The 21,435-nt window shown below is 53.3% G+C and carries 19 protein-coding genes; 13 read left to right on the top strand and 6 right to left on the bottom strand.

Features of this window, described 5'->3' with window-relative positions; translation table 11 throughout:
- Positions 1-203: 203 nt before the first annotated feature.
- Positions 204-812: a DedA family protein gene (locus B9L19_RS17550; protein ID WP_025950365.1), complete on the top strand. Its 609-nt coding sequence runs from the start codon at positions 204-206 to the stop codon at positions 810-812.
- Positions 813-1,043: 231 nt separating this feature from the next.
- On the opposite strand, the gene B9L19_RS17545 is transcribed toward B9L19_RS17550, so the two are convergent.
- The 4 genes from B9L19_RS17545 to B9L19_RS17530 form a co-directional block, all read right to left on the bottom strand.
- Entirely contained in the window at positions 1,044-2,033 is a 990-nt protein-coding gene (locus B9L19_RS17545) for a FecCD family ABC transporter permease (protein WP_025950364.1), read from the bottom strand.
- Positions 2,030-3,037, bottom strand: coding sequence for a FecCD family ABC transporter permease (locus B9L19_RS17540; RefSeq protein WP_025950363.1), 1,008 nt, complete (start codon positions 3,035-3,037; stop codon positions 2,030-2,032). Before B9L19_RS17540 ends, B9L19_RS17545 begins: the two co-directional genes overlap by 4 nt.
- A gap of 70 nt (positions 3,038-3,107) precedes the next feature.
- Entirely contained in the window at positions 3,108-4,037 is a 930-nt protein-coding gene (locus tag B9L19_RS17535; RefSeq protein WP_025950362.1) for an iron-hydroxamate ABC transporter substrate-binding protein, read from the bottom strand.
- Between the two features lie 6 nt (positions 4,038-4,043).
- Complete coding sequence (locus B9L19_RS17530; protein ID WP_025950361.1) at positions 4,044-4,835, bottom strand: ABC transporter ATP-binding protein; 792 nt, start codon at positions 4,833-4,835, stop codon at positions 4,044-4,046.
- Between the two features lie 497 nt (positions 4,836-5,332).
- Between B9L19_RS17530 and B9L19_RS17520 the strand changes: the two genes are divergently transcribed.
- From B9L19_RS17520 to B9L19_RS17500, 5 genes are all read left to right on the top strand, one after another.
- On the top strand, positions 5,333-7,396 hold the full coding sequence (locus B9L19_RS17520) for a sigma-54-dependent Fis family transcriptional regulator (RefSeq protein ID WP_047752402.1): 2,064 nt from the start codon (positions 5,333-5,335) through the stop codon (positions 7,394-7,396).
- Positions 7,368-8,528, top strand: a complete 1,161-nt coding sequence (locus B9L19_RS17515; protein WP_047752401.1) for an acyl-CoA dehydrogenase family protein — start codon at positions 7,368-7,370, stop codon at positions 8,526-8,528. Before B9L19_RS17520 ends, B9L19_RS17515 begins: the two co-directional genes overlap by 29 nt.
- 319 nt (positions 8,529-8,847) lie before the next feature.
- On the top strand, positions 8,848-9,738 hold the full coding sequence (locus B9L19_RS17510; RefSeq protein WP_047752400.1) for a R2-like ligand-binding oxidase: 891 nt from the start codon (positions 8,848-8,850) through the stop codon (positions 9,736-9,738).
- 140 nt (positions 9,739-9,878) lie between these two features.
- The gene (locus B9L19_RS17505; RefSeq protein ID WP_047753590.1) at positions 9,879-11,420 is read left to right on the top strand and encodes an aldehyde dehydrogenase family protein; all 1,542 of its coding nucleotides are present in this window, start codon (positions 9,879-9,881) and stop codon (positions 11,418-11,420) included.
- Positions 11,421-11,436: 16 nt separating this feature from the next.
- Complete coding sequence (locus B9L19_RS17500) at positions 11,437-12,648, top strand: iron-containing alcohol dehydrogenase (RefSeq protein ID WP_025950356.1); 1,212 nt, start codon at positions 11,437-11,439, stop codon at positions 12,646-12,648.
- 59 nt (positions 12,649-12,707) lie between these two features.
- Here B9L19_RS17500 and B9L19_RS17495 read toward each other — a convergent pair whose 3' ends face one another.
- Positions 12,708-13,109 (bottom strand): DoxX family protein, encoded by a 402-nt coding sequence (locus B9L19_RS17495; protein WP_025950355.1) that lies wholly within the window; start codon positions 13,107-13,109, stop codon positions 12,708-12,710.
- 139 nt (positions 13,110-13,248) lie between these two features.
- On the opposite strand from B9L19_RS17495, the gene B9L19_RS17490 reads away from it, so the two are divergent.
- Together B9L19_RS17490 and B9L19_RS17485 are read left to right on the top strand one after the other, a co-directional pair.
- Complete coding sequence (locus B9L19_RS17490) at positions 13,249-13,953, top strand: DsbA family oxidoreductase (protein WP_025950354.1); 705 nt, start codon at positions 13,249-13,251, stop codon at positions 13,951-13,953.
- 236 nt (positions 13,954-14,189) lie between these two features.
- On the top strand, positions 14,190-15,239 hold the full coding sequence (locus B9L19_RS17485) for an NAD(P)/FAD-dependent oxidoreductase (RefSeq protein WP_025950353.1): 1,050 nt from the start codon (positions 14,190-14,192) through the stop codon (positions 15,237-15,239).
- Positions 15,240-15,518: 279 nt separating this feature from the next.
- Here B9L19_RS17485 and B9L19_RS17480 read toward each other — a convergent pair whose 3' ends face one another.
- Positions 15,519-15,983 (bottom strand): DinB family protein, encoded by a 465-nt coding sequence (locus B9L19_RS17480; protein WP_025950352.1) that lies wholly within the window; start codon positions 15,981-15,983, stop codon positions 15,519-15,521.
- 190 nt (positions 15,984-16,173) lie between these two features.
- On the opposite strand from B9L19_RS17480, the gene B9L19_RS17475 reads away from it, so the two are divergent.
- From B9L19_RS17475 to B9L19_RS17455, 5 genes are all read left to right on the top strand, one after another.
- The gene (locus B9L19_RS17475) at positions 16,174-16,839 is read left to right on the top strand and encodes a response regulator (protein WP_025950351.1); all 666 of its coding nucleotides are present in this window, start codon (positions 16,174-16,176) and stop codon (positions 16,837-16,839) included.
- A 9-nt stretch (positions 16,840-16,848) separates the two neighbouring features.
- Positions 16,849-17,955: a sensor histidine kinase gene (locus B9L19_RS17470; RefSeq protein WP_025950350.1), complete on the top strand. Its 1,107-nt coding sequence runs from the start codon at positions 16,849-16,851 to the stop codon at positions 17,953-17,955.
- Positions 17,956-18,057: 102 nt separating this feature from the next.
- Positions 18,058-18,993, top strand: a complete 936-nt coding sequence (locus B9L19_RS17465; RefSeq protein WP_025950349.1) for a daunorubicin resistance protein DrrA family ABC transporter ATP-binding protein — start codon at positions 18,058-18,060, stop codon at positions 18,991-18,993.
- A gap of 37 nt (positions 18,994-19,030) precedes the next feature.
- Entirely contained in the window at positions 19,031-20,134 is a 1,104-nt protein-coding gene (locus tag B9L19_RS17460; protein ID WP_025950348.1) for an ABC transporter permease, read from the top strand.
- A 1-nt stretch (position 20,135) separates the two neighbouring features.
- Complete coding sequence (locus tag B9L19_RS17455) at positions 20,136-21,281, top strand: ABC transporter permease (RefSeq protein ID WP_025950347.1); 1,146 nt, start codon at positions 20,136-20,138, stop codon at positions 21,279-21,281.
- Positions 21,282-21,435: the final 154 nt, after the last annotated feature.

The raw sequence follows: 21,435 nt of genomic DNA, 5'->3' as shown, positions 1-21,435 counted from the left end.
ATCCTCATCTGCTTGGGGGTGGGCGGCTTTTTGTTTGCGGGAGGCCGATGAAGCCGGTGATATCGAAGGGAGAGCGAAAGCAAGCTGCTTTTCTTTTTTTTGCAAAGGATCTTTTTTTGTACTACCATATCATATACATAGCATGATGAGGAAAGAGGCATGTGTACATACAATGCGCCATGTGGAAAGGAGAGAATGGCGCCATGCAGGCGTGGATCACGAATGTAATGGAACAATTCGGCTATATCGGCATTTTTCTGATCATCGCGCTGGAAAACATTTTTCCACCGATTCCGTCGGAGGTCATTTTGCCGTTTGGCGGGTTTATGACGACATACACGTCTTTGACGGTGCCCGGCGTCATTGCGGCGGCGACCGCCGGTTCGGTTGCCGGGGCATTGGTGCTGTACGGAATCGGCCGGCTGTTGTCGGTTGAACGGCTCGAGCGGATTGTCGACCGTTGGGGGGGATGGCTGCGGGTGAAGCCGGAAGACATTGCCAAGGCGAACCGGACGTTTCAGCGCTACGGGGTGTGGGCCGTTTTTTTCGGGCGCATGATTCCGCTTGTACGCAGCTTGATTTCCATTCCGGCGGGCATGGCGAAGATGAATATCGGGCTGTTTGTCTGGCTGTCCGTGCTCGGCACATTGATTTGGAATACGGCGCTCGTTTCGATCGGCGCAGCGCTTGGTCAGTCGTGGGGGAAAGTGTCCGAGGTGATTGGAATGTATGCCGAGGTGGTGTATGTCATCATCGGCCTGATCATCGCCGTTGCCGCTGTCCGCTTATGGAAAAGACGCCGGATGTCCTGATGCCGGCGCCTTTTTGGAAGGTAAGAAAGTGTTTCGATTAGGTGGAGCACTGTTTAGCTCCAAGCGCCATCGGCTCGAATCGCTCCGCCCCACACTGCGGCGGCGACATCCTCCTCGGTGGGGCTTGTGCGATCTTCGCTGATAGGGGGCGCTTTGCGCTTTTCTTACGGCCTTGGTGGTCAACTGTGATGATGAAATGACCGCTGCCGTCGCTGGCCGAAAGCGGATCGATCAGCGTTTTAGCAACAAGTAAATGAAATACGGGGCGCCGATCAAGGAGACGATGACCCCGGCGGGGAGCGGCTCGGCGAGGGCGTTGCGCCCAATCGTGTCAGCCGCAAGCAGCAGCCAGCCGCCAATGAGCATGGAGGCCGGAATGACCCGCTCATGGCGCGGGCCAACGATCAGCTTGGCGATATGCGGCGCCATTAAGCCGATAAAGGAGATGCCTCCGGTTACAGAGACGGCGGTGGAAGCGACGGCGACGGCTGCAGTCATCAGCACGAGCCGCTCGCGGCGGACGTGGACGCCGACCCCGATTGAAACGGGGTCGCCCAAATGTAACATATTAAGACTCTTGGCTCGATACAATGCCGCCAATGTGCCGGCCGCCAGCCACGGCAGCATGGCCCAAATAAATGGCCAATCATCGCCCCAAATGTTTCCCGCCAGCCATTTGGCAATAAAATCGACTTTTGTCCGATCCGTCGAAGAAATGAGCACGATCATCAGCCCGGAGAGCGCCATCGACACCCCGACGCCTGTGAGCACAAATGACACAGGCTGGAGCCCTACTGTTCGATTGTAGGAAATCGTGTAAATGACGCCTGCCGTCAACAAGCCGCTTATGAACGCAACAAGCGGAATGGCGTACACAAAGGTGCCAGCGTCGATCGGGAAAAATAAAAAGAATAGGGCCACGCCCGCTCCAGCCCCAGCGTTGATTCCGAGCACGCCTGGGTCGGCCAAGTCATTGCGGGTAATGCCTTGCAAAATCGCACCCGACAAAGCAAGCGCCATCCCGGCTAGCAAGGTAATCACGATGCGCGGCAAGCGAAGAGAAAACAAAATGAACTCTTCTTGCATCGAACCGTTGCCGATCAGCGTCGGGATGATGCGGTCATACGAGAGCGGCGCTTCGCCTGTGCCCAGCGCCGCCGCGACCGTGGCGAAAATGAGCAAAGCGAGCCATCCTAACACCGATGTCATGCGTGTTCTCATTCCCATCCCCTCCCTTTTCTCCGCACGACGAATAGGAAAAAGGGCAGGCCGATGACTGCGATGATGGCGGCTACCGGTGTTTCAAACGGCGCGTAAATCGTGCGCGCCGCCGTGTCAGCCATGACCATGGCGCTAGCGCCGATGGCCGCGGACAGAGGGATGATAAAGCGATAATCGGCGCCGGCGATCGCCCTTACGAGGTGGGGAATCATAAGGCCGATAAAGGTGATGTTGCCGGCAATGGCCACCGAGGCTCCCGTCAACAAAAACACGACGAAAAACAACCAAGCCTTGACGACCGATGTTTTCTGCCCAACCCCGACAGCCACATCTTCGCTTAGACTCAAAATGGTCAATTGGCGTGAAAACGCAACGGCGATGCCTAAGCCGACGAGAACGAGAGGGATCATGATTCCTAGTTGATTCCATGAGACGCCGGCGACTCCGCCTGACGTCCACATCGAGACGTCTTTGGAAATGTGGAAATACAGCCCGATTCCTTCGGCGATGGCGAACAAAAGCGCTGAAACAGCCGAGCCGGCCAAGACGATGCGAAGCGGTGAAAACCCTCCTTTGCGGGCGGCGCCGATGCCAAAGACCATCCCCGCGCCTGCAGCAGAGCCGGCCAAGCAAGCGAAGGTGATGGCGATATAGCCGGCTGAAGGGAAAAAGGCAAGGGTGGCGGCCAGCGCCGCATTCGCTCCCGCGGTGAGGCCGAGAAGCCCCGGATCGGCGAGCGGATTGCGCGTCATCCCCTGCATAATCGCTCCGGCGACGGCGAGGCCAGCGCCGACAGCTGCTGCTGCTGTCTCGCGCGGAATGCGCAATTCTCGGATGAGATCAAGCGTCTTGCCCTCCTGATCGGAAAACAGGGCTTGCCATACGTCGCGCCAAGTGGTGTCCGCTACGCCGATGGCCATGGAGCTGAACCAAACGGCGGCCAAGATGAGGACGGATAGCGGAAAGGTGTAGCGAAACGGCAAAGGGCGCCGCATCTCTTCCATCGTCTCTCTCCTCCTTTTTGTGTATACGAAACAGACGGGACATCCATGGTTGGACGCCCCGTCGTCAAGGTCATTGACCTAAAAAGTGCTTTTTAAAGAAATCGAGCTGGTACTCGAGTGTGATCGGGTCGTTAAAGTAGAATGCTTTTGAATCCGCGACAAACATGCGGCCGTTTTTGACAGCAGGGATGTTTTTGAATGTGTTCGTTTCCATGAAAGAAGTGTCGCTGTCGCCTTCCGTGTACTTGCAGAAGATGAGATAGTCGCCGACAAATTGCGGCAGCGCTTCAAGCGAAACGGCGTAATACCCTGGTTTTAGCGCGTGCTCTTCAACCGCTTTCGGCATTTTCAGTTTCATTTCTTGATATAAAATTTCCGTGCCGCGTCCCCAGTTTTGTCCATAAACGTACAGCTGTTTGCCGAAATTCTCGGCAACGGTCACTGTCGTGTTTTCGCCGATTTTCGCTCGAATTTGCTTTCCAGCTTCCTGCGCCCGCTGTTGAAAATCGTTTATCCATTTTTTCGCTTCGTCTTCTTTATTGACGAGCTTGGCGTATTGCAAGATTAAATCGCGGTAGTTGTATTTTTCATATGTAAAGGTGATCGTCGGCGCGATTTTGTTCAATTTGTCGATATTTTTCGTTGTCGATAATCCGACAATCAAGTCCGGCTTTAATGAGATGATTTTTTCAATATCATCTTCGCTGACCGTTTCGGCATCTTTCAGCTTGTCCTGCAGAACGGGGCTCGCTTTGGACCATGCATCCGCTCCGACCACCGGCACTCCAAATGCCACGATGTAAGCAGCTCCCCATAGAGCGACAATTCGTTTCGGATGGGCGGGGATTTCGACCGGTCCGTTTTCCGATTGAAAGGTGACCGTTTCTTTTTCATTTTTGGATGATGCCGCGTTGTTCTCTTTTTTTCCGCTATTGGTGTTGCCGCACGCGCTTAGCACAAGCGCAAACACCAGCAGCAAAGAAAGCCATGTTTTCCTCATGATGAATTAAGCCTCCTTGAGCAATTGATAAGTGAAGCAAATCGGTTTGTTCGTCCGCGGATCGCGGCCGATGTCGGCGTCAATGCCGAACACATCGCGGAGCACGCCGCGGCAGACGACCTCTTCGCTCGTCCCAGCCTTGACGATCGCTCCTGCTTTCATTGCGATCATATAATCGGCGAACCGCGCCGCTTGGTTGATATCGTGGAGCACCATGACGATCGTCCGCTTCTCTTCTTTGTTCAGCCGTTCAAGCAGCTCGAGCACCTCAAGTTGATGGGCGATGTCCAAATACGTCGTCGGTTCGTCTAAAAAGATGATGTCGGTCTCTTGGGCGAGCGCCATGGCGATCCAGACGCGCTGCCGCTGCCCGCCCGAGAGCGCATCAACCGGCCGGTGCTTTAAGTCGGCCGTTTTGGTGACGTCAAGCGCCCAGTCAATCGCTTCATAATCCCGCTTCGTCAGCCGTCCGAATCCTTTTTGATACGGAAAGCGGCCGTATGAGACGAGTTCGCCGACGGTCAGTCCGCTTGTCGCTTCTGGCATTTGCGGCAAAATGGCCATCTTTTTCGCCAATTCTTTTGTCGGCTGCTGGGAAATCGCCTGGCCGTCTAAAATGACTGCGCCCGATTGCGGGGAAATGATGCGGGTGAGCGTTTTGAGCAATGTGGACTTCCCGCATCCGTTCGGCCCGATGATGGCGGTGATTTGTCGGTCGGGAATGCGGACGGACAAATGCTCGAAAATCGTCCGGTCATCGTAGCGGACGGTCAATTGCTCGGCATACAAACGAACCATGCAGCACGGCACCTCCTTTTGGACTAAGAAAATGAAAATCACTATCATTAACAAACTTTATTATAACGAAATTCTTAAAAAAGACAATGAATTTTCTCATCGAAAAAACAAGTTTTATGATGGAAAAAGAAGGAGAGCAGGCTGGACAAGGTGTGCGGCCGCTGCAACTCTATTGCTGAGGCGCCATGGACTATATTTCACAGGCATATTACTGCGTTTCACCCCGCAGCTTGAACGGATTTGCGGTTGGTGCATCCTTAGAAAGCGCAGCCTGTTGCACCATGGTTGTTGCGAAACCGCAACAACCGTAGTGGTCCGAATGGCAAAAAAGCAACATATTCCGCATGGTTGTTGTTTTTTTGCAACAAACTGTTGTTGTTTTGCAACGGAAGGTTTGGTACGATGGATGATGGAGATGTACTTTTCTGAATAATAAGACGATTAATTTGTTGGCACGCAGTTTGCTTTTCAAAACAAAGTGAAGGGGAGACAGGGGGATGACGATAGAAGACATCATGTGGAAAACAACCGCTGCTGTTTGGGAAAGCGATTCCCTTGAGCAGGCGGCCCGCACGTTGGCCGAACAAGGGCTTGCCGGGGCCATCGCATGCGACAGCGAAGGGGGGATGGTCGGGGTGGTGGCGGTCGAGGACGTGCTGTTTGGCCTCGTGCAGGGGCGCAAAACGGTGCGTGAGGTGATGCGGCTGCCGCAGCCGCTTCCAGCCCATGCGCGCCTTGAGGAGGTCGAATTTGGCGGCAGTCCGCTCCGCGCCGTCGTTGATGAGAGCGGCCGCCTGGTCGGTCTATTGACAAAAGAGCAGTATTTGGCGGCGTATGCAAAGGCGTCCCGTCTTCGCTTAAAACAGTTGGACGCCATGTTCAACGCCGCTCATAACGGCATTTTGTCGATCGATGCAAAAGGGCGCATTACCTCGATCAATCCGGCCGCGGAACGGATGGCGCGGACGACGAAGGAAGAGGCGCTCGGGCGGTTTTTGACGGATGTTGTCGTGCCGTCCGGCCTGCTCGATGTGGTGCGCACCGGCCAAGGGTGTACAGAAAAATACCGCGTCGGCAAGCGCGTCTATATTACGAACCGGTCGCCGATTATCGACGGTGGGAAGGTCGTCGGCGCCATCGGGGTGTTTCAAGACATTTCTGAGATCGAATTCATCTCGAGCGAGCTTGAGACGGTGAAGCGCATTGCCAACGAGCTGCAGACGGTGATGGATGGGGCGGGCGACGGCATCGCCATCACGAATCGCCGCGGGGCGATCACCCGGCAAAATCAAAAATGGGCTGCCCTGTTCCCAGATGCGGGACAAGGGCGCATCCCCGCTCCGCTCGACCAAGTTGTGCGCCAGGCGCTTGATCGCTGCCAGCCGTGCTCAATGCTTCATCAAGGGCCAGAAACCGGCAATGCGTTGATCGTCTCCGCGGTGCCGATCATTGAGGAAGGCGGCCGGAGCGAGCGGGTTGTCGTGTATGTCAAAGACATGACTGAGATGGAGCAGCTTCGCGCCGAACTTGAGGAGACGAAACGGCTCCTTCATACGTTAAGCCGGCAGGAAGGTGATGAGCTGATTTATCGGGCGTCGGCGATGGCACACGTGATCGCCATTGCCCGCCAGGCAGCAGCCGTGGATGTCACCGTGCTTTTGACCGGAGAATCGGGCACCGGCAAGGAAGAACTGGCGAACTTCATCTGGAGGCAGAGCGCCCGCAGCCAAAAACCGTTTGTCAAAGTGAACTGTGGGGCGATCCCGGAGACGTTGATGGAGTCTGAGCTGTTCGGCTACGAGCCGGGCGCGTTCACCGGCGCGGCGAAAAAAGGAAAAAAAGGCTACTTTGAGCAGGCCGACGGCGGGACGATTTTCCTCGATGAAATCAGTGAAATTCCGCTTCACTTGCAAGTGAAGCTCCTTCGCGTGTTGCAGTCGATGGAAATCATGAGGTTGGGGGCGGAGGCACCGAAGCGGATCGATGTGCGTGTCATCGCCGCGACGAACAAGCCGCTTGAGGAGCTTGTCGCCGCTGGGCGGTTTCGCGCCGATTTGTTTTACCGGCTGAACGTCATGCCAATCGCCATTCCGTCGCTGCGCGACCGGAAAGAAGACATCCCGCTCTTGGTTGACCATTACCGAAAACGGTTTGCGGAAAAGTATCAAAAACCGCTTGTCTTTACTGACAGGGCGCTGGCGGCGATGATGGACTACCATTGGCCGGGGAACGTCCGCGAGCTCGTCAACGCCATTGAGCGCATGTTTGTGACCTCTGCCTCGCCGATCGTTGACGAAGACCATGTGACGAAATGGCTTCACCTCGAGCCGCTGTCGGCCGCCAATCCGGTGTCAGTCGGGGGGATCGTCCCGCTCAAACAAGCGGTGGCGGACGTCGAGCGCCAGCTCATCATCGAGGCGCTCCGTCGCGCGCGCACGTATCGGCGTGCGGCCAAGCTGTTAGGCGTCGATGCGTCGACCCTTGTGCGCAAGGCGCGAAAATACGGAATCGAATCACAGGGAGGGGAAGAGGATGGATTTTACATTGCCAGCCGAGATTGAATTTTTAAAAGAAAATGTCCGTAAATTTGTGAAAGAAGTCGTGGAACCGGTGGCCATGGACATTGAAGAAAACGACCACATTCCGGAAGACATTATTGAAAAATCGAAAGCCATGGGGCTGTTCGGCTTAAGCATCCCAGAAGAATACGGCGGCCTTGGGCTGTCGATGGTCGGCAAATGCGCCATTTACGAGGAACTCGGCAAAACGCATAACGGCTATACGACGCTAATTGGCGCCCATACAGGCATCGGCACGGTCGGCATTGTCGAGCTCGGCACGGAAGAACAAAAGCAGCGCTACTTGCCGAAAATGGCGACAGGCGAATGGATCGGCGCCTTCGCTCTGACCGAACCGAGCGCGGGCTCAAACGCCGCCGCGATCAAAACGACTGCTGTCCGCAAAGGCGACCGGTACATCATTAACGGCTCGAAGCATTACATTACGAATGCTGTCGACGCCCACGTGTTTACGGTGATGGCGGTCACCGATCCGTCAAAAGGCCCGAAAGGCATTACCTCGTTTATTGTGGAAAAAGATTTCCCTGGCTTTATCGTCGGAAAAGTGGAGCGGAAAATGGGGCTGCGCGGATCGCATTCAGCCGAGCTGTTTTTTGACAACTTGGAAGTGCCGGTCGAAAACGTGCTCGGAAAAGAAGGCGAGGGATATGTCAACGCTCTCAAAATCCTCGCCAACGGCCGCGCCGGTCTCGCCGCCCGCAACCTCGGTTCGTGCATCCGCCTCTTAGAATACTGCATGGAATACGCCGAACAGCGCGAACAGTTCGGCAAGCCGATCATCGAGCAGCAAGCGATCCAGCATATGCTGGCGGAAATGAGCATGTTGATCGAAGTGCTGCGCTCAACCGTTTACCGCGTCGCCTGGATGGTCGACCAAAAAATGCGCGTCGTCAAAGAAGCAGCCATCGCGAAGCTGTTCGGTTCGGAGGTGTACAACAAAATCGCTGACATGGCCGTGCAAATCCACGGCGGCCTCGGCTACATGAAAGACTACCCGATCGAACGTTACTTCCGCGATGCCCGCATTACGAAAATTTACGAAGGCACCTCGGAAATCCAGCGCAACATCATTGCGAGCGAACTGCGGAAAGAATACGGAAAAGTGCGGGTCTGACCGAAACGCCGTCTGCTGACAGCAGGCGGTGTTTTTATATGATCGTGTTGGTGACTTGTCCCTCTCTCTTGATGCCTGTCGAGAAATGTCACTCGCTTTTCGTTGACGGAAGGGAGGGAAGATTGCTAGAATGAGAGAAAATGAGTGACTATTCACAACGATTCGGTCATTTGTACAACCTGCCTCTTTGCCAGCAACCTGCCGATTGTTTCGACAGTCTATTTGTAAGCCCTTACATCGATTGATCGTCCTCATAGTCCATCCATCCAGAAGTGCAACATCCAGCCAGCATTCAAAAAAAAGCAAAGGAGTGGTGACCGTGCGGCGGACTCAACCGTTGGTGACGACGGGCAGCCGCGGGCTGCAGGAAGATTCGTTCCCATTTCGGCTCTACCAAAAGGCAAAGCGGTTGGGGGTGTGGAATCCGGCGGACATTGACTTGACGCAAGATGTGAAAGATTGGGAGACGCTCCCTGTTCAGATGAAGGAGGGGATATTAAGGCTCATCGCCCAGTTTCAGGCGGGCGAAGAGGCGGTGACGCGCGATTTGTTGCCGCTTTTGATGGTCGTCGCCAAAGAGGGGCGGATCGAGGAGGAGATGTACTTAACCACCTTTTTGTTCGAGGAGGCGAAACATACCGAGTTTTTCCGTCTCGTGCTCAATGCGCTCGGCGTCAAAGAAGATTTGTCCCATTACCATTCCGAAACGTATCACATGATTTTCAACGACATTTTGCCGTCGGCGATGGGACGGCTTGAACATGACTCGTCCCCCGAGGCGATTGCTGAGGCATCGGTCGTATACAACATGTTTGTCGAAGGGGTGTTGGCGGAAACGGGTTATTATGGTTTTTATAAATCACTCGAACAAATGAGGGTCATGCCTGGGCTGTTGAAAGGGATCGGCTATTTGAAAAAGGACGAATCCCGTCATATCGCGTATGGTACGTTTCTGCTTCAGCGGCTCATTAGGGAACATCCGCATCTTTTGCAAGTGGTGATGAAAAAAATGGAGGAGCTCGCCCCGCTTGCAGTGAAGCTCAACGAAGAGGCGGCGGCCCAAGATTCGATGTTCGGCCCCGACCATCATGCCGACATCATGAATTTCACCGCCCGCCAACTGGCAGCGAGGATGGAAGTGTTGAAAAAAGCGCAGGAGAAACCGTTTGACGAGCTGTTTGGAATCGAAGAAAGCGAACATGTCGGGTGAGGGGGAGGCTGAACCGAAAAACGGCTTTCTATACGTTGAACAGGCAGACGCCAACCGCCAATGATGACCGGCGGTTCGGCGCCAATGGAGATCGATAGATGTTTCTATACGAGTAACAAAAAAGGAAAGGAGATGCCATCATGACAATTGACGTGCAAGTGCATCATTTTCCGCTCTTCATTGACGGCCAATGGCAGCCGGCAAGCAGCGGGGAGACGTTTGATGTATACAACCCGGCCACCGGGGAGGTGGTGGCGACCGTTGCGAAGGCGGCGGCGGACGACGTCGACCGGGCGGTGAAAGCAGCGCGCAAGGCGTTTGACGAGACCGATTGGAAGGCGATGAAACCGAAAGAACGGGCGCGCGTGCTGAATGCAATCGCCCAGGCCATTGCCGCCAACGCCCAAGAGCTCGCCTATTTGGAAGCGGTCTCAAGCGGAGGGACGATTCGGCGCATCAGCTCGATCGATATTTTGCAGACGGTCGACTTGTTCCAAACGATGGCGAACATCGTCCAAGAGTACCCGTTTTCGGAAACGCTGCCGATTCCGCCGTTTCCCGGACCAGCGCACAATTTTGTTTGGCGCGAGCCGATCGGGGTTTGCGCGGCGATCACGCCGTGGAACTTGCCGCTCATGATTGCATCATGGAAAATTGCGCCGGCGCTGGCGGCGGGCAATACGATCGTGGTGAAACCGGCGAGCTACACGCCGCTATCGACGCTCAAGCTGGCGGAAATTATTTCGTCCTTCGTGCCGCCGGGGGTCATCAACGTGGTGGCCGGTCCGGGCGCCGACGTCGGGGAGGCGCTTGTCCGCCATCCGCAAGTGGATAAGGTGGCGTTTACCGGTTCAACCGAGGTCGGACGCCGCATTATGGCGCTGGCGGCGGAAACGGTGAAAAATGTTACGCTTGAACTTGGCGGCAAGTCGCCGAACATTTTGCTCGACGATGCCGATTTGGATCTTGCCGTTCCCGGCAGCTTGTTTGGCGTCTTTTTGCACTCCGGCCAGCTGTGCGAATCGGGAACGAGGCTGTTTGTGCCCGATCGGCTCCATGATGAGGTCATCGAGCGGCTTGTCGCCCTGACCAAAACGCTGCAAATCGGCCATCCGCTTGATCCGGCGACCGACGTCGGCCCGGTCATCTCCAAGCGGCAAAAAGAGACGGTGCTCTCCTATATTGAAGCCGGCAAGCAAGAAGGGGCGACGGTTGTCTGCGGCGGCCATGAAGTGGACGTGCCTGGCTGTGAAGGCGGCCATTTTGTCGCGCCGACGATTTTCACGAATGTGAAAAACGATATGAAAATCGCCCAAGAAGAGATTTTCGGCCCGGTGCTGTCGATTATCCGCTATCATGACGTGGAAGAGGCAGTGGCGATGGCAAACGATACGATCTACGGGCTGGCGGCCGGCGTCTGGACGCGCGACGTCAATAAGGCGTATGCCATCGCCGGGCGTCTGCAGGCTGGCGTCGTCTGGATCAATGACTGGCATATGCTGCGCAATGACGCACCGTTTGGCGGCTACAAACAAAGCGGCATCGGACGAGAGATGGGGAAATATTCGCTTGATGCCTACACCCAGCTGAAGCATGTACACACATCGATGGTGCCGGAGCTCGAGAAGCGGAAATGGTATCAAGTGCTGTTTTCCCGCCTGCACGCCATGATGAAAAAGTAAAGGGGGATGAAGGAACATGACGACGTTAGCGAACTTTTGGCTGCGCACCGCCATTTACACCGGATCGAACGCCCGCGCGCTCGTGCCGGACTTGTTCCGCGGGCTGGGGGCGAAACGGGTGCTGTTGCTTTCCGACCGAGGACTCGAGCAGGCTGGTGTCGTGGAGAAAGTGGCCGAGCTGTTTCGGCTGACAACGCGCGGCGTTGGACCGGAGCTGGCCGGCATCTTTTTAGATATTCGTCAGGATGCGGAAAGCGAATGCGTCAATGAAGCGGTGCGCTATGCGCGCGAGATTGGAGCGGACGCCTTGCTGGCGGTCGGCGGCGGCAGCGTGCTCGATACGGCGAAAGGGGTGAAATACGCCCTTTTCAAAGGGTTGCGCGACATTAAAGAGGCGATTCCCGGCGGGCTGTTGTACGAGTCGTTTCCAAAGGCGCAATTCATGCCGATTCCGCACATCGCCATCCCGACGACGGCCGGCACGGGGTCGGAAGTGTCGCCGATTGCGGTCATCTATAATGAAGAGCTGCGCTTAAAAACGAACATCATCCATCCGTTTATCAATGCCGATGTCGCCGTCTTGGACCCGGATTTAACAGTCGGGCTGCCGCCGAAAGTGACGGCGTTCACCGGCATGGATGCGCTCACTCATGCCATTGAAGCGCTCGCCTCGCCGACGGCGACCGCTATTACCGATGCGTGCGCCCTGCAGGCGATCCGCCTGATCCGCGACTACTTGCCGATAGCGGTCCGCGACGGCGGGAACATCCGTGCCCGCTTGGAGATGCTGCAGGCGAGCTTGCTCGGCATCACCGCGTTCAGCTTTGCGTTAAACGCCATTCCGGTGCACAATTTCGCCCATGCGTACGGCGCGATGTTCCGCATTCCCCACGGATTGGCGAACGCTGTCTTTCTGCCGGTCGTGATGGAAGCGATTCCGGAATTGTACTTGCCAAAAGCAAAGCAGCTCGCTGAAGTACTCGGCATTCACGATCACGGCCAAGGAGACGATGTGCTGTTGGCGAAGTCCATTGAACAAATCCGCCAGTTGCGCGACGACATCGGTTTGCCAGAGGATTTTGCCGACTATCCGATCACGGCGGAGCAATTTGCCGCCACCATCTCGGCGGTTGCCTCCGATCCGGCTGCGGTTAGCTTCCCGATGCCGCCTGAACTGATTCGGGCCATTGGCGAACGCGTCGTCAAGCTGACAGTGGAAAAAGGATGAAGCAGGTAGAAACAGGTGTCTTGCTCGATATGCGGGACACCTGTTTTCGTGTCGGCTGTTCAGCCGCGCGGCCGTCCGATGACTGCATCTAACGACCAAAGCCGGCTGCCGTTCAGCCACAAATAGACGGACATCGCAAGCAAGGCGAGATTGAATTCATAGCCCGTTTCCCGGCCGTTGCCAAGCAAACCGGCGTCGGCTTTCGCCGCGGCGATGGCTCCGACCATGATAATGGCAAACGCCGCCCCGATTAGGCGTGTGCCAAGACCGAGCATCATCGCCCAGCCGCCGGCAAGCTCCACCATCGTCACGATGTAGGCGAGCCAGCCGGGAAGTCCCATCGCCGCAAACGAATCGGCCGCCGCCCCAAGCCCCTGCTGCCATTTCACCCAGCCATGGGCGAAAAAGATGAATCCGGTGACGATCCGCAACAGAAAAGCGCCGAATTCTTGGGAATGCATCGGCTTTATCCCTCCTTGTCCAAACAGCATGGTAGTACAATGTATGCGGGCGGGTCCGCCCCCATGCCTTTCGTTCGCCATTTGACCATCGATGGGCTACAATGGAGGGGAAGCGCGTCAAAAGTAGAGGAGGATGGCCATGAAAATTGAGGTATGGTCCGATTTTGTCTGCCCGTTTTGCTATATCGGCAAACGCCGATTGGAACAGGCGCTTGAGCAGTTTCCGCACCGGGAAAACGTTGAAATCGTATTCCGCAGCTTTGAGCTTGATCCGAACGCACCAAACGAGACGCCGTTGACGATTCATGAAATCATCGCCAACAAATACGGCATTTCGCTCGAGGAAGCGAAGCGGGCGAACGCTGATATCGGCCGGCAGGCGGAGGCGGTCGGCTTGTCGTTCCGCTTTGACACGATGAAGCCGACGAATACGTTTGATGCTCATCGTTTGACGCAATACGCCAAGGAAAAAGGGAAGCTGAATGACATGGTGGAACGACTGTTTTATGCGTATTTCACGGAGTCGAAGTTAATTAGCGACCGCAATGTGTTGCTTGCGCTCGCCGAAGCGGCCGGGCTTGACCGGGTGGAAGCTGAGGAGGTGTTGGCAAGCAGTCGTTACACAGAAGAGGTGCGCCGCGATGAAGAAGAAGCGGCGGCGTTGGGCATCCGCGGTGTGCCGTTTTTTGTTTTCAATGGGAAGTATGCGATTTCGGGGGCTCAGCCAGTTGACGTGTTCCGGCGGGCGCTAGAGAAGGTATGGGAGGAAGAACAATCGCGGCCGCTGCAGCTTCTCGGTGAAGAGGGACGGGCGTGTGGAGACGATGATTGCCGATTCAATTGAATCGATATGGAATGGTTGGGTAGAGGCGGTCTCAAAAGATCGTCTCTCTTTGAGAGAGATACTACAATAGATCGTGTCGCCGAAGTGATTTGTTCCTGCCTTCTTGCAAGAAAGAAAGGGTGTCCCGTTGCGTTTGGGACACCCTCTTTGATGATGAAGTTGTCATCCGATTAGGAAGTATGGTACATTTAATGATAATGAAAATCGTTTTTAAATCAGATGCGGAGGGAACAGTGATGGCCGATTTGTACGATGTCACCATTATCGGCGGCGGACCAGCGGGATTGTATGCATCGTTTTACAGCGGGCTGCGTCAAATGAAGACGAAGTTGATCGAGTACCAGCCGCAGTTGGGCGGAAAGTTGCATGTCTACCCGGAAAAGTTTATTTGGGATGTCGGAGGGCATGCGCCCATTACAGGAGAACAATTGATGAACCAATTGATCAAGCAGGCGCTGTTATTTGACCCGACAATCGTTTTGAATGAAAAAGTCACGGCCATCCTACGCCAACCGGACGGCACATTTTTGCTGCAAACCGCTTCAGGAGAGCAACATTGGTCCAAAACGGTCATTGTAGCAGTCGGAAGCGGCATCATCAAACCGAAAAAGCTGGACATCGAAGGAGCGGAAACATTTGAGGTGACGAATTTGCATTATACCGTCAAATCGCTCCAGCGATTTAAAGGGAAAACCGTGATCATTTCCGGCGGTGGCAATTCGGCGATCGATTGGGCAAACGAACTCGTGCCGATCGCCAAAACCGTCTATGTCACCTATCGGAACGAAGAGTTCAAAGGCCATGAAGCGCCAGTTTCACAGCTGCTTCACAGCGGAGCGGTTTGTTATTTTCATACATCGATTACGAAACTGATTGCTGATGCCCGCCATCATGCCATTGAGCAGGTCGAGCTGACCAACCATGCGACTGGTGAGGTCGTCCATCTGCCCGTGGATGAGGTGATCGTCAGCCATGGTTATGAAATTGACACTTCGCTTCTGAAAAACAGCCATTTGCATATTAAAATGGTGGATGACTACTATATCGCGGGCAATGCGAACAGCGAGACGTCCGTGCCGGGGCTGTATGCGGCGGGCGACATTTTAAAGTATGACGGCAAACTCCATCTGATCGCCGGCGCTTTCCAAGACGCGGCCAATGCAGTCAACAGCGCCAAGCGGTTCATTGATCCATCAGCGGAACGATTTGCGATGGTCTCCTCCCATAATGAGAGGTTTCAAGAGAAAAATCAAGCGATCATCGAGCAGTTGATCAAGGGGGTATAGGGAGCAGGGTGAGATACCTTGCAATGAATTTCTTTTTCAGGTTTGGCAGACAAAAATAAGAAAGGGGTGTCCCGTTTCTGTCTGGGATCCCCCTTCGTTAGTTTTAACCTGAATCCGTGACAGAAGTGCATCAAAAATGCTGGGAAACCCAATCGTGTCGAGACTTCGACTCCATTTCGAATGTTCACCTATTAGGTGAAGAACCCCGAGTGCAATATTTTGTTGATTGATCAAGTTTTCTTGGCAGCTTTGAACGCGTCTTTATCACGGATTCAGGTTTTAACCGCGTTTGACAAAAAGCGGCAAGTCCGTATGCCCCATGCCGCGGACGTAGACGAACAGCTGGCCTTTATGATGAATTTCGTGATCCATCGCCATTTGCAAAAACTGCTTGGCTGGAATTTGAATGCCGAAAATCGACGTTAAATCAAGCGTCCGGTCGAAGTCGTCATCGCGCATCGATTCGATGAGCTGCTTCGTTTTCTCCGTATACGCCTCCGCCAGCTTGGCCAAATTTGTCTCCGGCTCCTCGATTTTTTGCCGGAACAGCGATGGATCGCCGTGTTTCGCCGCGTTGGCGAAATTGTAAAAGCTAAACAGCATATGCGTCGCCAGCTGCTTCGCTGTCATCGAGGTCGGCGTCGGTTTGTACTCATAATGCGCCTCGTCGATTTTGTGGATCAGTTCCAGCGTGACACGGCGGTGCGAAAGGAAATATTGCACCCATTGTTGTGCGCGGGACATGGCCATTCCTCCCTTTCGTTATGGACTTCTGTTTTCCATTTTACCATAAACATTGTCTTTATCGTCATTTAGCTCATTTCCCTTATGACAATGGAAGAAATCCCCCTTATTCATTACAATGAAAGTAAATCATGAAAATCATGCACGCAAGGCAGTGGGCAGGCGTCATGATGAAAAGGAGTGGGGAACGATGGAACAGAGCTCTTCGTCCCATGTTCCGCGCATAAAAGTGCTCATCGCCGATGACAATCCCTTTGTCCGCGAAGGGCTGCGGATCATCTTAAGCACGTATGACGAGTTTGACGTCGCCGCGACCGTAAACGACGGGAAAGAGGCAGTGGACTATTGCCAGCGTCATGAAGTCGATGTCGCGCTATTGGATGTGCGCATGCCGAACATGAATGGAGTGGAAGCGACAAAGCTCCTATGCGAGCAGACGAAGACAAAGCCGCTCATCTTGACGACATTTGATGATGATGAATACATTCTAGACGCCATTCAATACGGTGCAAAAGGATATTTTTTAAAAAATACGGACCCGGAACGAATCCGCGAAGCGATCAAAGCGGTGTATCACGGCCAAGTGGTGATGCAGGAGATAGTGATGGACAAAATTAAGTCCAACTTAAAAGAAGAAGCGGAAGCAGCGCCGAAAATCGATAAAAGCCTGTTTACGGAACGAGAGTTGGACATTATGGCGCTCATTGCGAAGGGGCTTTCCAATAAAGAGATTGCCAAACAGCTATTTCTCTCCGAAGGAACGGTGGCCAATTACATCACATCGATTTTGGACAAAACCGGACTGCAGCATCGAACACAAATTGCCGTTTATTACTTGACGGGAAAAGTCGGCTGAGGGGACGTTATGGAATCGCTGCTAATCATTTACAAGTTGATTGTATGGGGCTATGCGGCCTTCGATTACCTTTCATCGAAACAGCAAACGGGAGCGGGTTTTGTTCTGGTCTCTCTGATCTATTTTTGTCTTCAGCTGTTTGCCCTGATCGTTCGGCATAAGAAGTGGAAAAGGGGAGCGGCGTTTGGCTCCGTCGTTCTCCTCGTGTTCGCCGCCGTTTTGGTTGAGCCGTTGTGGGCGTTGTTGTTGCCTCTCAATGGGTATGAGTTGACCTCTTTGTATATCCATCGAGTTTGGGGGATTGGGGGGGTGTTGTTGACGCCGATGATTTGGCTTCGCCCGTCGGAGGCGAAATTATACGGTTTCGTGGCCTTGTTCAGTCTTGCGAGTGTGACGGCAGCCAAGCGGCACATCGAGCGGTTGGAACAACAAGAAGATCGTCTCGATCAACTGCGCCATGATTTGTATCGGCTGGCACGAAGAATGAGCGAATATCATCAATACATGAAGCAGTCGGAATATACGCTGCAGTTGGAAGAGCGGAACCGTCTGTCGCAGCGCATTCATGACCAAATCGGCCACTCGCTTGCGGGAGCGCTCATTCAGATGGAGGCAGCCAAACGGTTGATGGATAGGGATTGCGACAAGGCGAAACAACTGTTGGAAAATGCCATCCATATTTCCAAAGAAGGCATGGAACAAATCCGGATGACACTAAAACAGATCAAGCCGCCGCTCGAGCAAATCGGGCTGAATCGGGTGAAATTATTCATTGAGGAATTTTCAGCTCAACATCATCTCCCGGTTCCGCTCGTATGCAAAGGGGATTTGGATGTGATTACCCCAATCCAATGGAAAGTGATTTATGAGAACATTGCCGAAGCGTTGACGAATGCAAGCAAATACGCCGAGGCCACGGCCATTGCCGTTGAAATTCATGTGTTGAATCGAGTCATCAAGGTGGAAGTGAAAGATAACGGGAAAGGTGCGGCCAAGATCAAGAAAGGACTTGGGATCATCGGCATGGAGGAACGGGCGGCCTCTGTTCACGGCACGGTCATTGTCGATGGAACGAACGGTTTCTCTGTCACGACGTTGCTTCCGATTCATAAGTAAATCGTGAAATTTCTCATGTCAATGAGATGAACTCCTGCACTTACAGGAGTTCATCTTTTTTTCTATAATCCATAATACCAAGCATGGAAAGAAGGTGGAACGATGAACATGTTAGAGATCAAACAAGTGACGAAAAAGTTTGGTGACTTCATCGCGGTCGATCATATGTCTCTTACGGTTGCTGAAGGGGAAATTTTTGGCTTCCTCGGAGCCAATGGGGCGGGAAAAAGCACAACCATCCATATGATTGCTGGGCTGCTGCGCCCGAATGCAGGAGAAATCAAGATTCTCGGCAAGGACATCGCCAAGCATCGCCAGTTTGCCAAACGACATATCGGCATTGTTCCCCAAGAGATCGCCATCTATGAACATTTGACGGCGTATGAGAATGTTGAATTTTTTGCCGGGTTGTATGGACTGCGCGGCGCGGAGCTGCGCCAGCGGGTGGAAGAGGCGCTCGAGTTTGTCGGTTTAAGCGATAAACGCAAAAGTTATCCGAAGCATTTTTCAGGAGGGATGAAGCGGAGGCTCAATATCGCCTGCGCTTTGGCCCATCGGCCGAAGCTCATCATTATGGATGAACCAACTGTCGGCATCGATCCGCAGTCGCGAAATGATATTTTGGCTTCGGTCAAAAAGCTCAATGAGATGGGATGTACGATCATTTATACAAGCCACTATATGGAGGAAGTGGAGGAGATTTGCACACGGATCGCCATCATTGATCATGGAAAGATCATCGCCGAGGGGACAAAGGAGCAGCTGGAAGCGATGATCACCGATACAAAAGATATTTGGCTGGAAATCAGGGGGATGGATCGGCTCAATAAGGAGAAGCTGCAAAGCATCCACGGAGTAAAAGCGGTGCAATGCGATGACAATATGGTCAAAATCAGTTCCGATATCAGCGTCAATAATTTAAACGAAATTGTGCAATGCCTGATCCATGACGGCGTCGAAATTCGTTCGCTGGAAGACAAATCACCGAATTTGGAAACGGTCTTTCTGGCGCTGACGGGGAGAAATTTGCGGGATTAGCGGTTTGGAGTGCCATCATGCGAAGGAGGTGCTTTTTTTGAATATTTTTCGCATTGCAGCCAAGGAAATCAAAAGCGATTTTCGTGATGTCCGGACGCTGTTTTTTATGCTGCTGTTTCCGATCGTACTGATGTTCATCTTAGGAACAGCCCTTTCCAACGCGTTTCACTGGACGATTTCTGTCGGTGATGTACACGTCTTGTACAACGATCAACAAGCAGGGACGTTGTCGCCGTATATTCAAACGATGATCCAAGCAGCGAAGAAAGCCCACATCGATTTTCAAGAGGCATCCGACCATATAAAAGGAATAAAAGCGGTGCAGGAAGGGAAAGCGGATGGATACATGGAGATCGGCCCGCATGGAGTGGAGTTGTACACCAATGAACGCAACAAGATCAAAGGAAGCATTGTAGAGGGGATGATGGCCGCGTTTGTCGGCCGATATCAGCTGGCGATGGCCGTTTCCGAGGTGAATCCTGGTTTTGTTCCATCCAATCAACGTATGCATGATGAGTATATTCAAGAACGGTCGCTGCATTCCAAGCGCAAACCGGGAGCGATGGATTATTATGCGGTGGCGATGACGACGATGATTGCGTTGTACAGCGCATTGCCGGGCAGTGCGTTGCTGCGGGGGGAGCGGACGCGGAAGACGGCTGACCGCCTTTTGGCTGCTCCTGTTCGCAAAAGCGAGATTTTTATTGGAAAGCTGGTCGGGAACGTCGCGGCGAATTTTCTTTGTGTTGCGGTCGTCATGTTGTTCAGCCAATGGGTGTTTCATGCCGATTGGGGGCATCACGTAAGCCTCGTATGGCTGCTTCTGTTGACCGAGGTGGTCTTGGCTATCAGCTTTGGTCTAGGGATGAGCTATATGGCAAAGACGGAAGGAGCGGCGCGAACGATTGCGATGGTGATCATTCAGCTGTCTTCCTTTTTCGGCGGCGCTTATTTTCCGATCGATGAAACAGCATGGTATGCCCATTTGTCTCCGCTTTCTAGGATGAATGACACGATTTTCAAAATCGTGTATGCGAACGATTTGTCAAGGGTTGTTCCCACTATGCTGCTGAACATCGGGATAGCGGCGCTGTTTTTAGTGGTGGCCGTCGTGTCGGTCGCGAGACGGGAGGGATTATAAGGTGAATGATGTCATCTGGTTGGTGAAATATACGTTAAAGCGGACGTTTCGCCGGAAAATCAATTTTTTGCTCTATTTCGGCACCCCTTTGGCCGCCATTCTGTTGTCCTTGTTTGCTTACGAAGGCTCCCCGGCCAAGGATGTGCGCATCGGGGTGGTCAATGAGGATCATGGGCGGGTTGCCGATGATGCGATCCGTTTTCTGAACAATATTGATCATCTATCCGTGAAAAGCGTAAAGTTGTCAGCGGTGGACGACCAAATCACCTCGCAAAAGGTGGATGGCGTGCTGATTTTCCCTCAAGGGTTTTCCGAAAGCGTTCAGCACGGCCAGCCCCGGCTGATCCAACTCGTCTCGCTCAAGGGAGCGGAAATCACGATGTTCATCAAGTCGTATTTGCATGAATACATCGATCATCTGGCGACATTGGGGCGATTGGCCAATGGGGATCGCGATCTCTTTTGGAAGATGTATGAACGGTATCAACAAGCGCCGTTCCGCTTGTCTGTTCACTCGTTGTCCGACAAAGCCAAACAAAAAGGGGTCACGTATCAAACGATCGGGTATTTGGTCATGATTATGTTGATGTCAGCGGGAAATTTGACGGAAATCATCATCAAAGAAAAAGAAGAGCGCACCTATTCTCGTTTATTGACGACGCCGATTCAGGCGAGAACGTATGTGTTATCGAATATCGTGGTGAATTTGTTGATGATGGCGGCACAAATCATCGTAACAATCGTGGCCATGAAGAACATCTTTCATATTGATCCTCATATTCCAATGTGGCAAATGGCCCTAGTGCTCCTGCTTTTCTCTTTATCCGCGATCGGCTTGTCTTTGATTACCGTGATGTTTGCGAACAGCTCTGCTTCCGCCGGGGCGCTGCAGCCCTTAGTCACGGTGCCGACATGCATGCTGGCCGGTTGTTTCTGGCCTGTTGAGCTGATGCCGGAATTTTTGCAAAAAGCGGCGTATTTTATACCGCAGCGGTGGGCGCTCGATTGTTTGGTAAAGCTGCAGGAGGGGCGCTCTTTCGGAAGTTTGTATTGGCATCTGTTGATTCTTCTCGCCTTTGCGCTGACCTTTTTCCTTCTGGCTGTTTACAAGTTCAGTCGAAGCCAACAGAGTGGACAATTTATATAATGCCCAGCGGTCTATGTTTTCTTGTACGGCTGTGTGGGGGGCTTTCATCATATCGAACAAGTCGATCAGCGGAAATGTCAGGTGCAGTCGTTTTTTTGACTGCGCCTTATTTGTTGGCCTTGGGGAAGTATCTATGGCATTTTGGAGTGCCGCG

Source organism: Geobacillus thermocatenulatus (assembly GCF_002217655.1).
Lineage (GTDB): Bacteria > Bacillota > Bacilli > Bacillales > Anoxybacillaceae > Geobacillus > Geobacillus thermocatenulatus.
Note: the sequence above shows the minus strand (reverse complement) of the source record. Positions and strands in the feature narration are given on the sequence as shown.

Bases quoted from the DNA above. Each gene is read 5' to 3' on its own strand.
- B9L19_RS17550 (WP_025950365.1), top strand. From the start codon at position 204: ATGCAGGCGTGGATCACGAATGTAATGGAACAATTCGGCTATATCGGC.
- B9L19_RS17545 (WP_025950364.1), bottom strand. From the start codon at position 2,033: ATGAGAACACGCATGACATCGGTGTTAGGATGGCTCGCTTTGCTCATT.
- B9L19_RS17540 (WP_025950363.1), bottom strand. From the start codon at position 3,037: ATGGAAGAGATGCGGCGCCCTTTGCCGTTTCGCTACACCTTTCCGCTA.
- B9L19_RS17535 (WP_025950362.1), bottom strand. From the start codon at position 4,037: ATGAGGAAAACATGGCTTTCTTTGCTGCTGGTGTTTGCGCTTGTGCTA.
- B9L19_RS17530 (WP_025950361.1), bottom strand. From the start codon at position 4,835: ATGGTTCGTTTGTATGCCGAGCAATTGACCGTCCGCTACGATGACCGG.
- B9L19_RS17520 (WP_047752402.1), top strand. From the start codon at position 5,333: ATGACGATAGAAGACATCATGTGGAAAACAACCGCTGCTGTTTGGGAA.
- B9L19_RS17515 (WP_047752401.1), top strand. From the start codon at position 7,368: ATGGATTTTACATTGCCAGCCGAGATTGAATTTTTAAAAGAAAATGTC.
- B9L19_RS17505 (WP_047753590.1), top strand. From the start codon at position 9,879: ATGACAATTGACGTGCAAGTGCATCATTTTCCGCTCTTCATTGACGGC.
- B9L19_RS17500 (WP_025950356.1), top strand. From the start codon at position 11,437: ATGACGACGTTAGCGAACTTTTGGCTGCGCACCGCCATTTACACCGGA.
- B9L19_RS17495 (WP_025950355.1), bottom strand. From the start codon at position 13,109: ATGCATTCCCAAGAATTCGGCGCTTTTCTGTTGCGGATCGTCACCGGA.
- B9L19_RS17490 (WP_025950354.1), top strand. From the start codon at position 13,249: ATGAAAATTGAGGTATGGTCCGATTTTGTCTGCCCGTTTTGCTATATC.
- B9L19_RS17485 (WP_025950353.1), top strand. From the start codon at position 14,190: ATGGCCGATTTGTACGATGTCACCATTATCGGCGGCGGACCAGCGGGA.
- B9L19_RS17480 (WP_025950352.1), bottom strand. From the start codon at position 15,983: ATGTCCCGCGCACAACAATGGGTGCAATATTTCCTTTCGCACCGCCGT.
- B9L19_RS17475 (WP_025950351.1), top strand. From the start codon at position 16,174: ATGGAACAGAGCTCTTCGTCCCATGTTCCGCGCATAAAAGTGCTCATC.
- B9L19_RS17470 (WP_025950350.1), top strand. From the start codon at position 16,849: ATGGAATCGCTGCTAATCATTTACAAGTTGATTGTATGGGGCTATGCG.
- B9L19_RS17465 (WP_025950349.1), top strand. From the start codon at position 18,058: ATGAACATGTTAGAGATCAAACAAGTGACGAAAAAGTTTGGTGACTTC.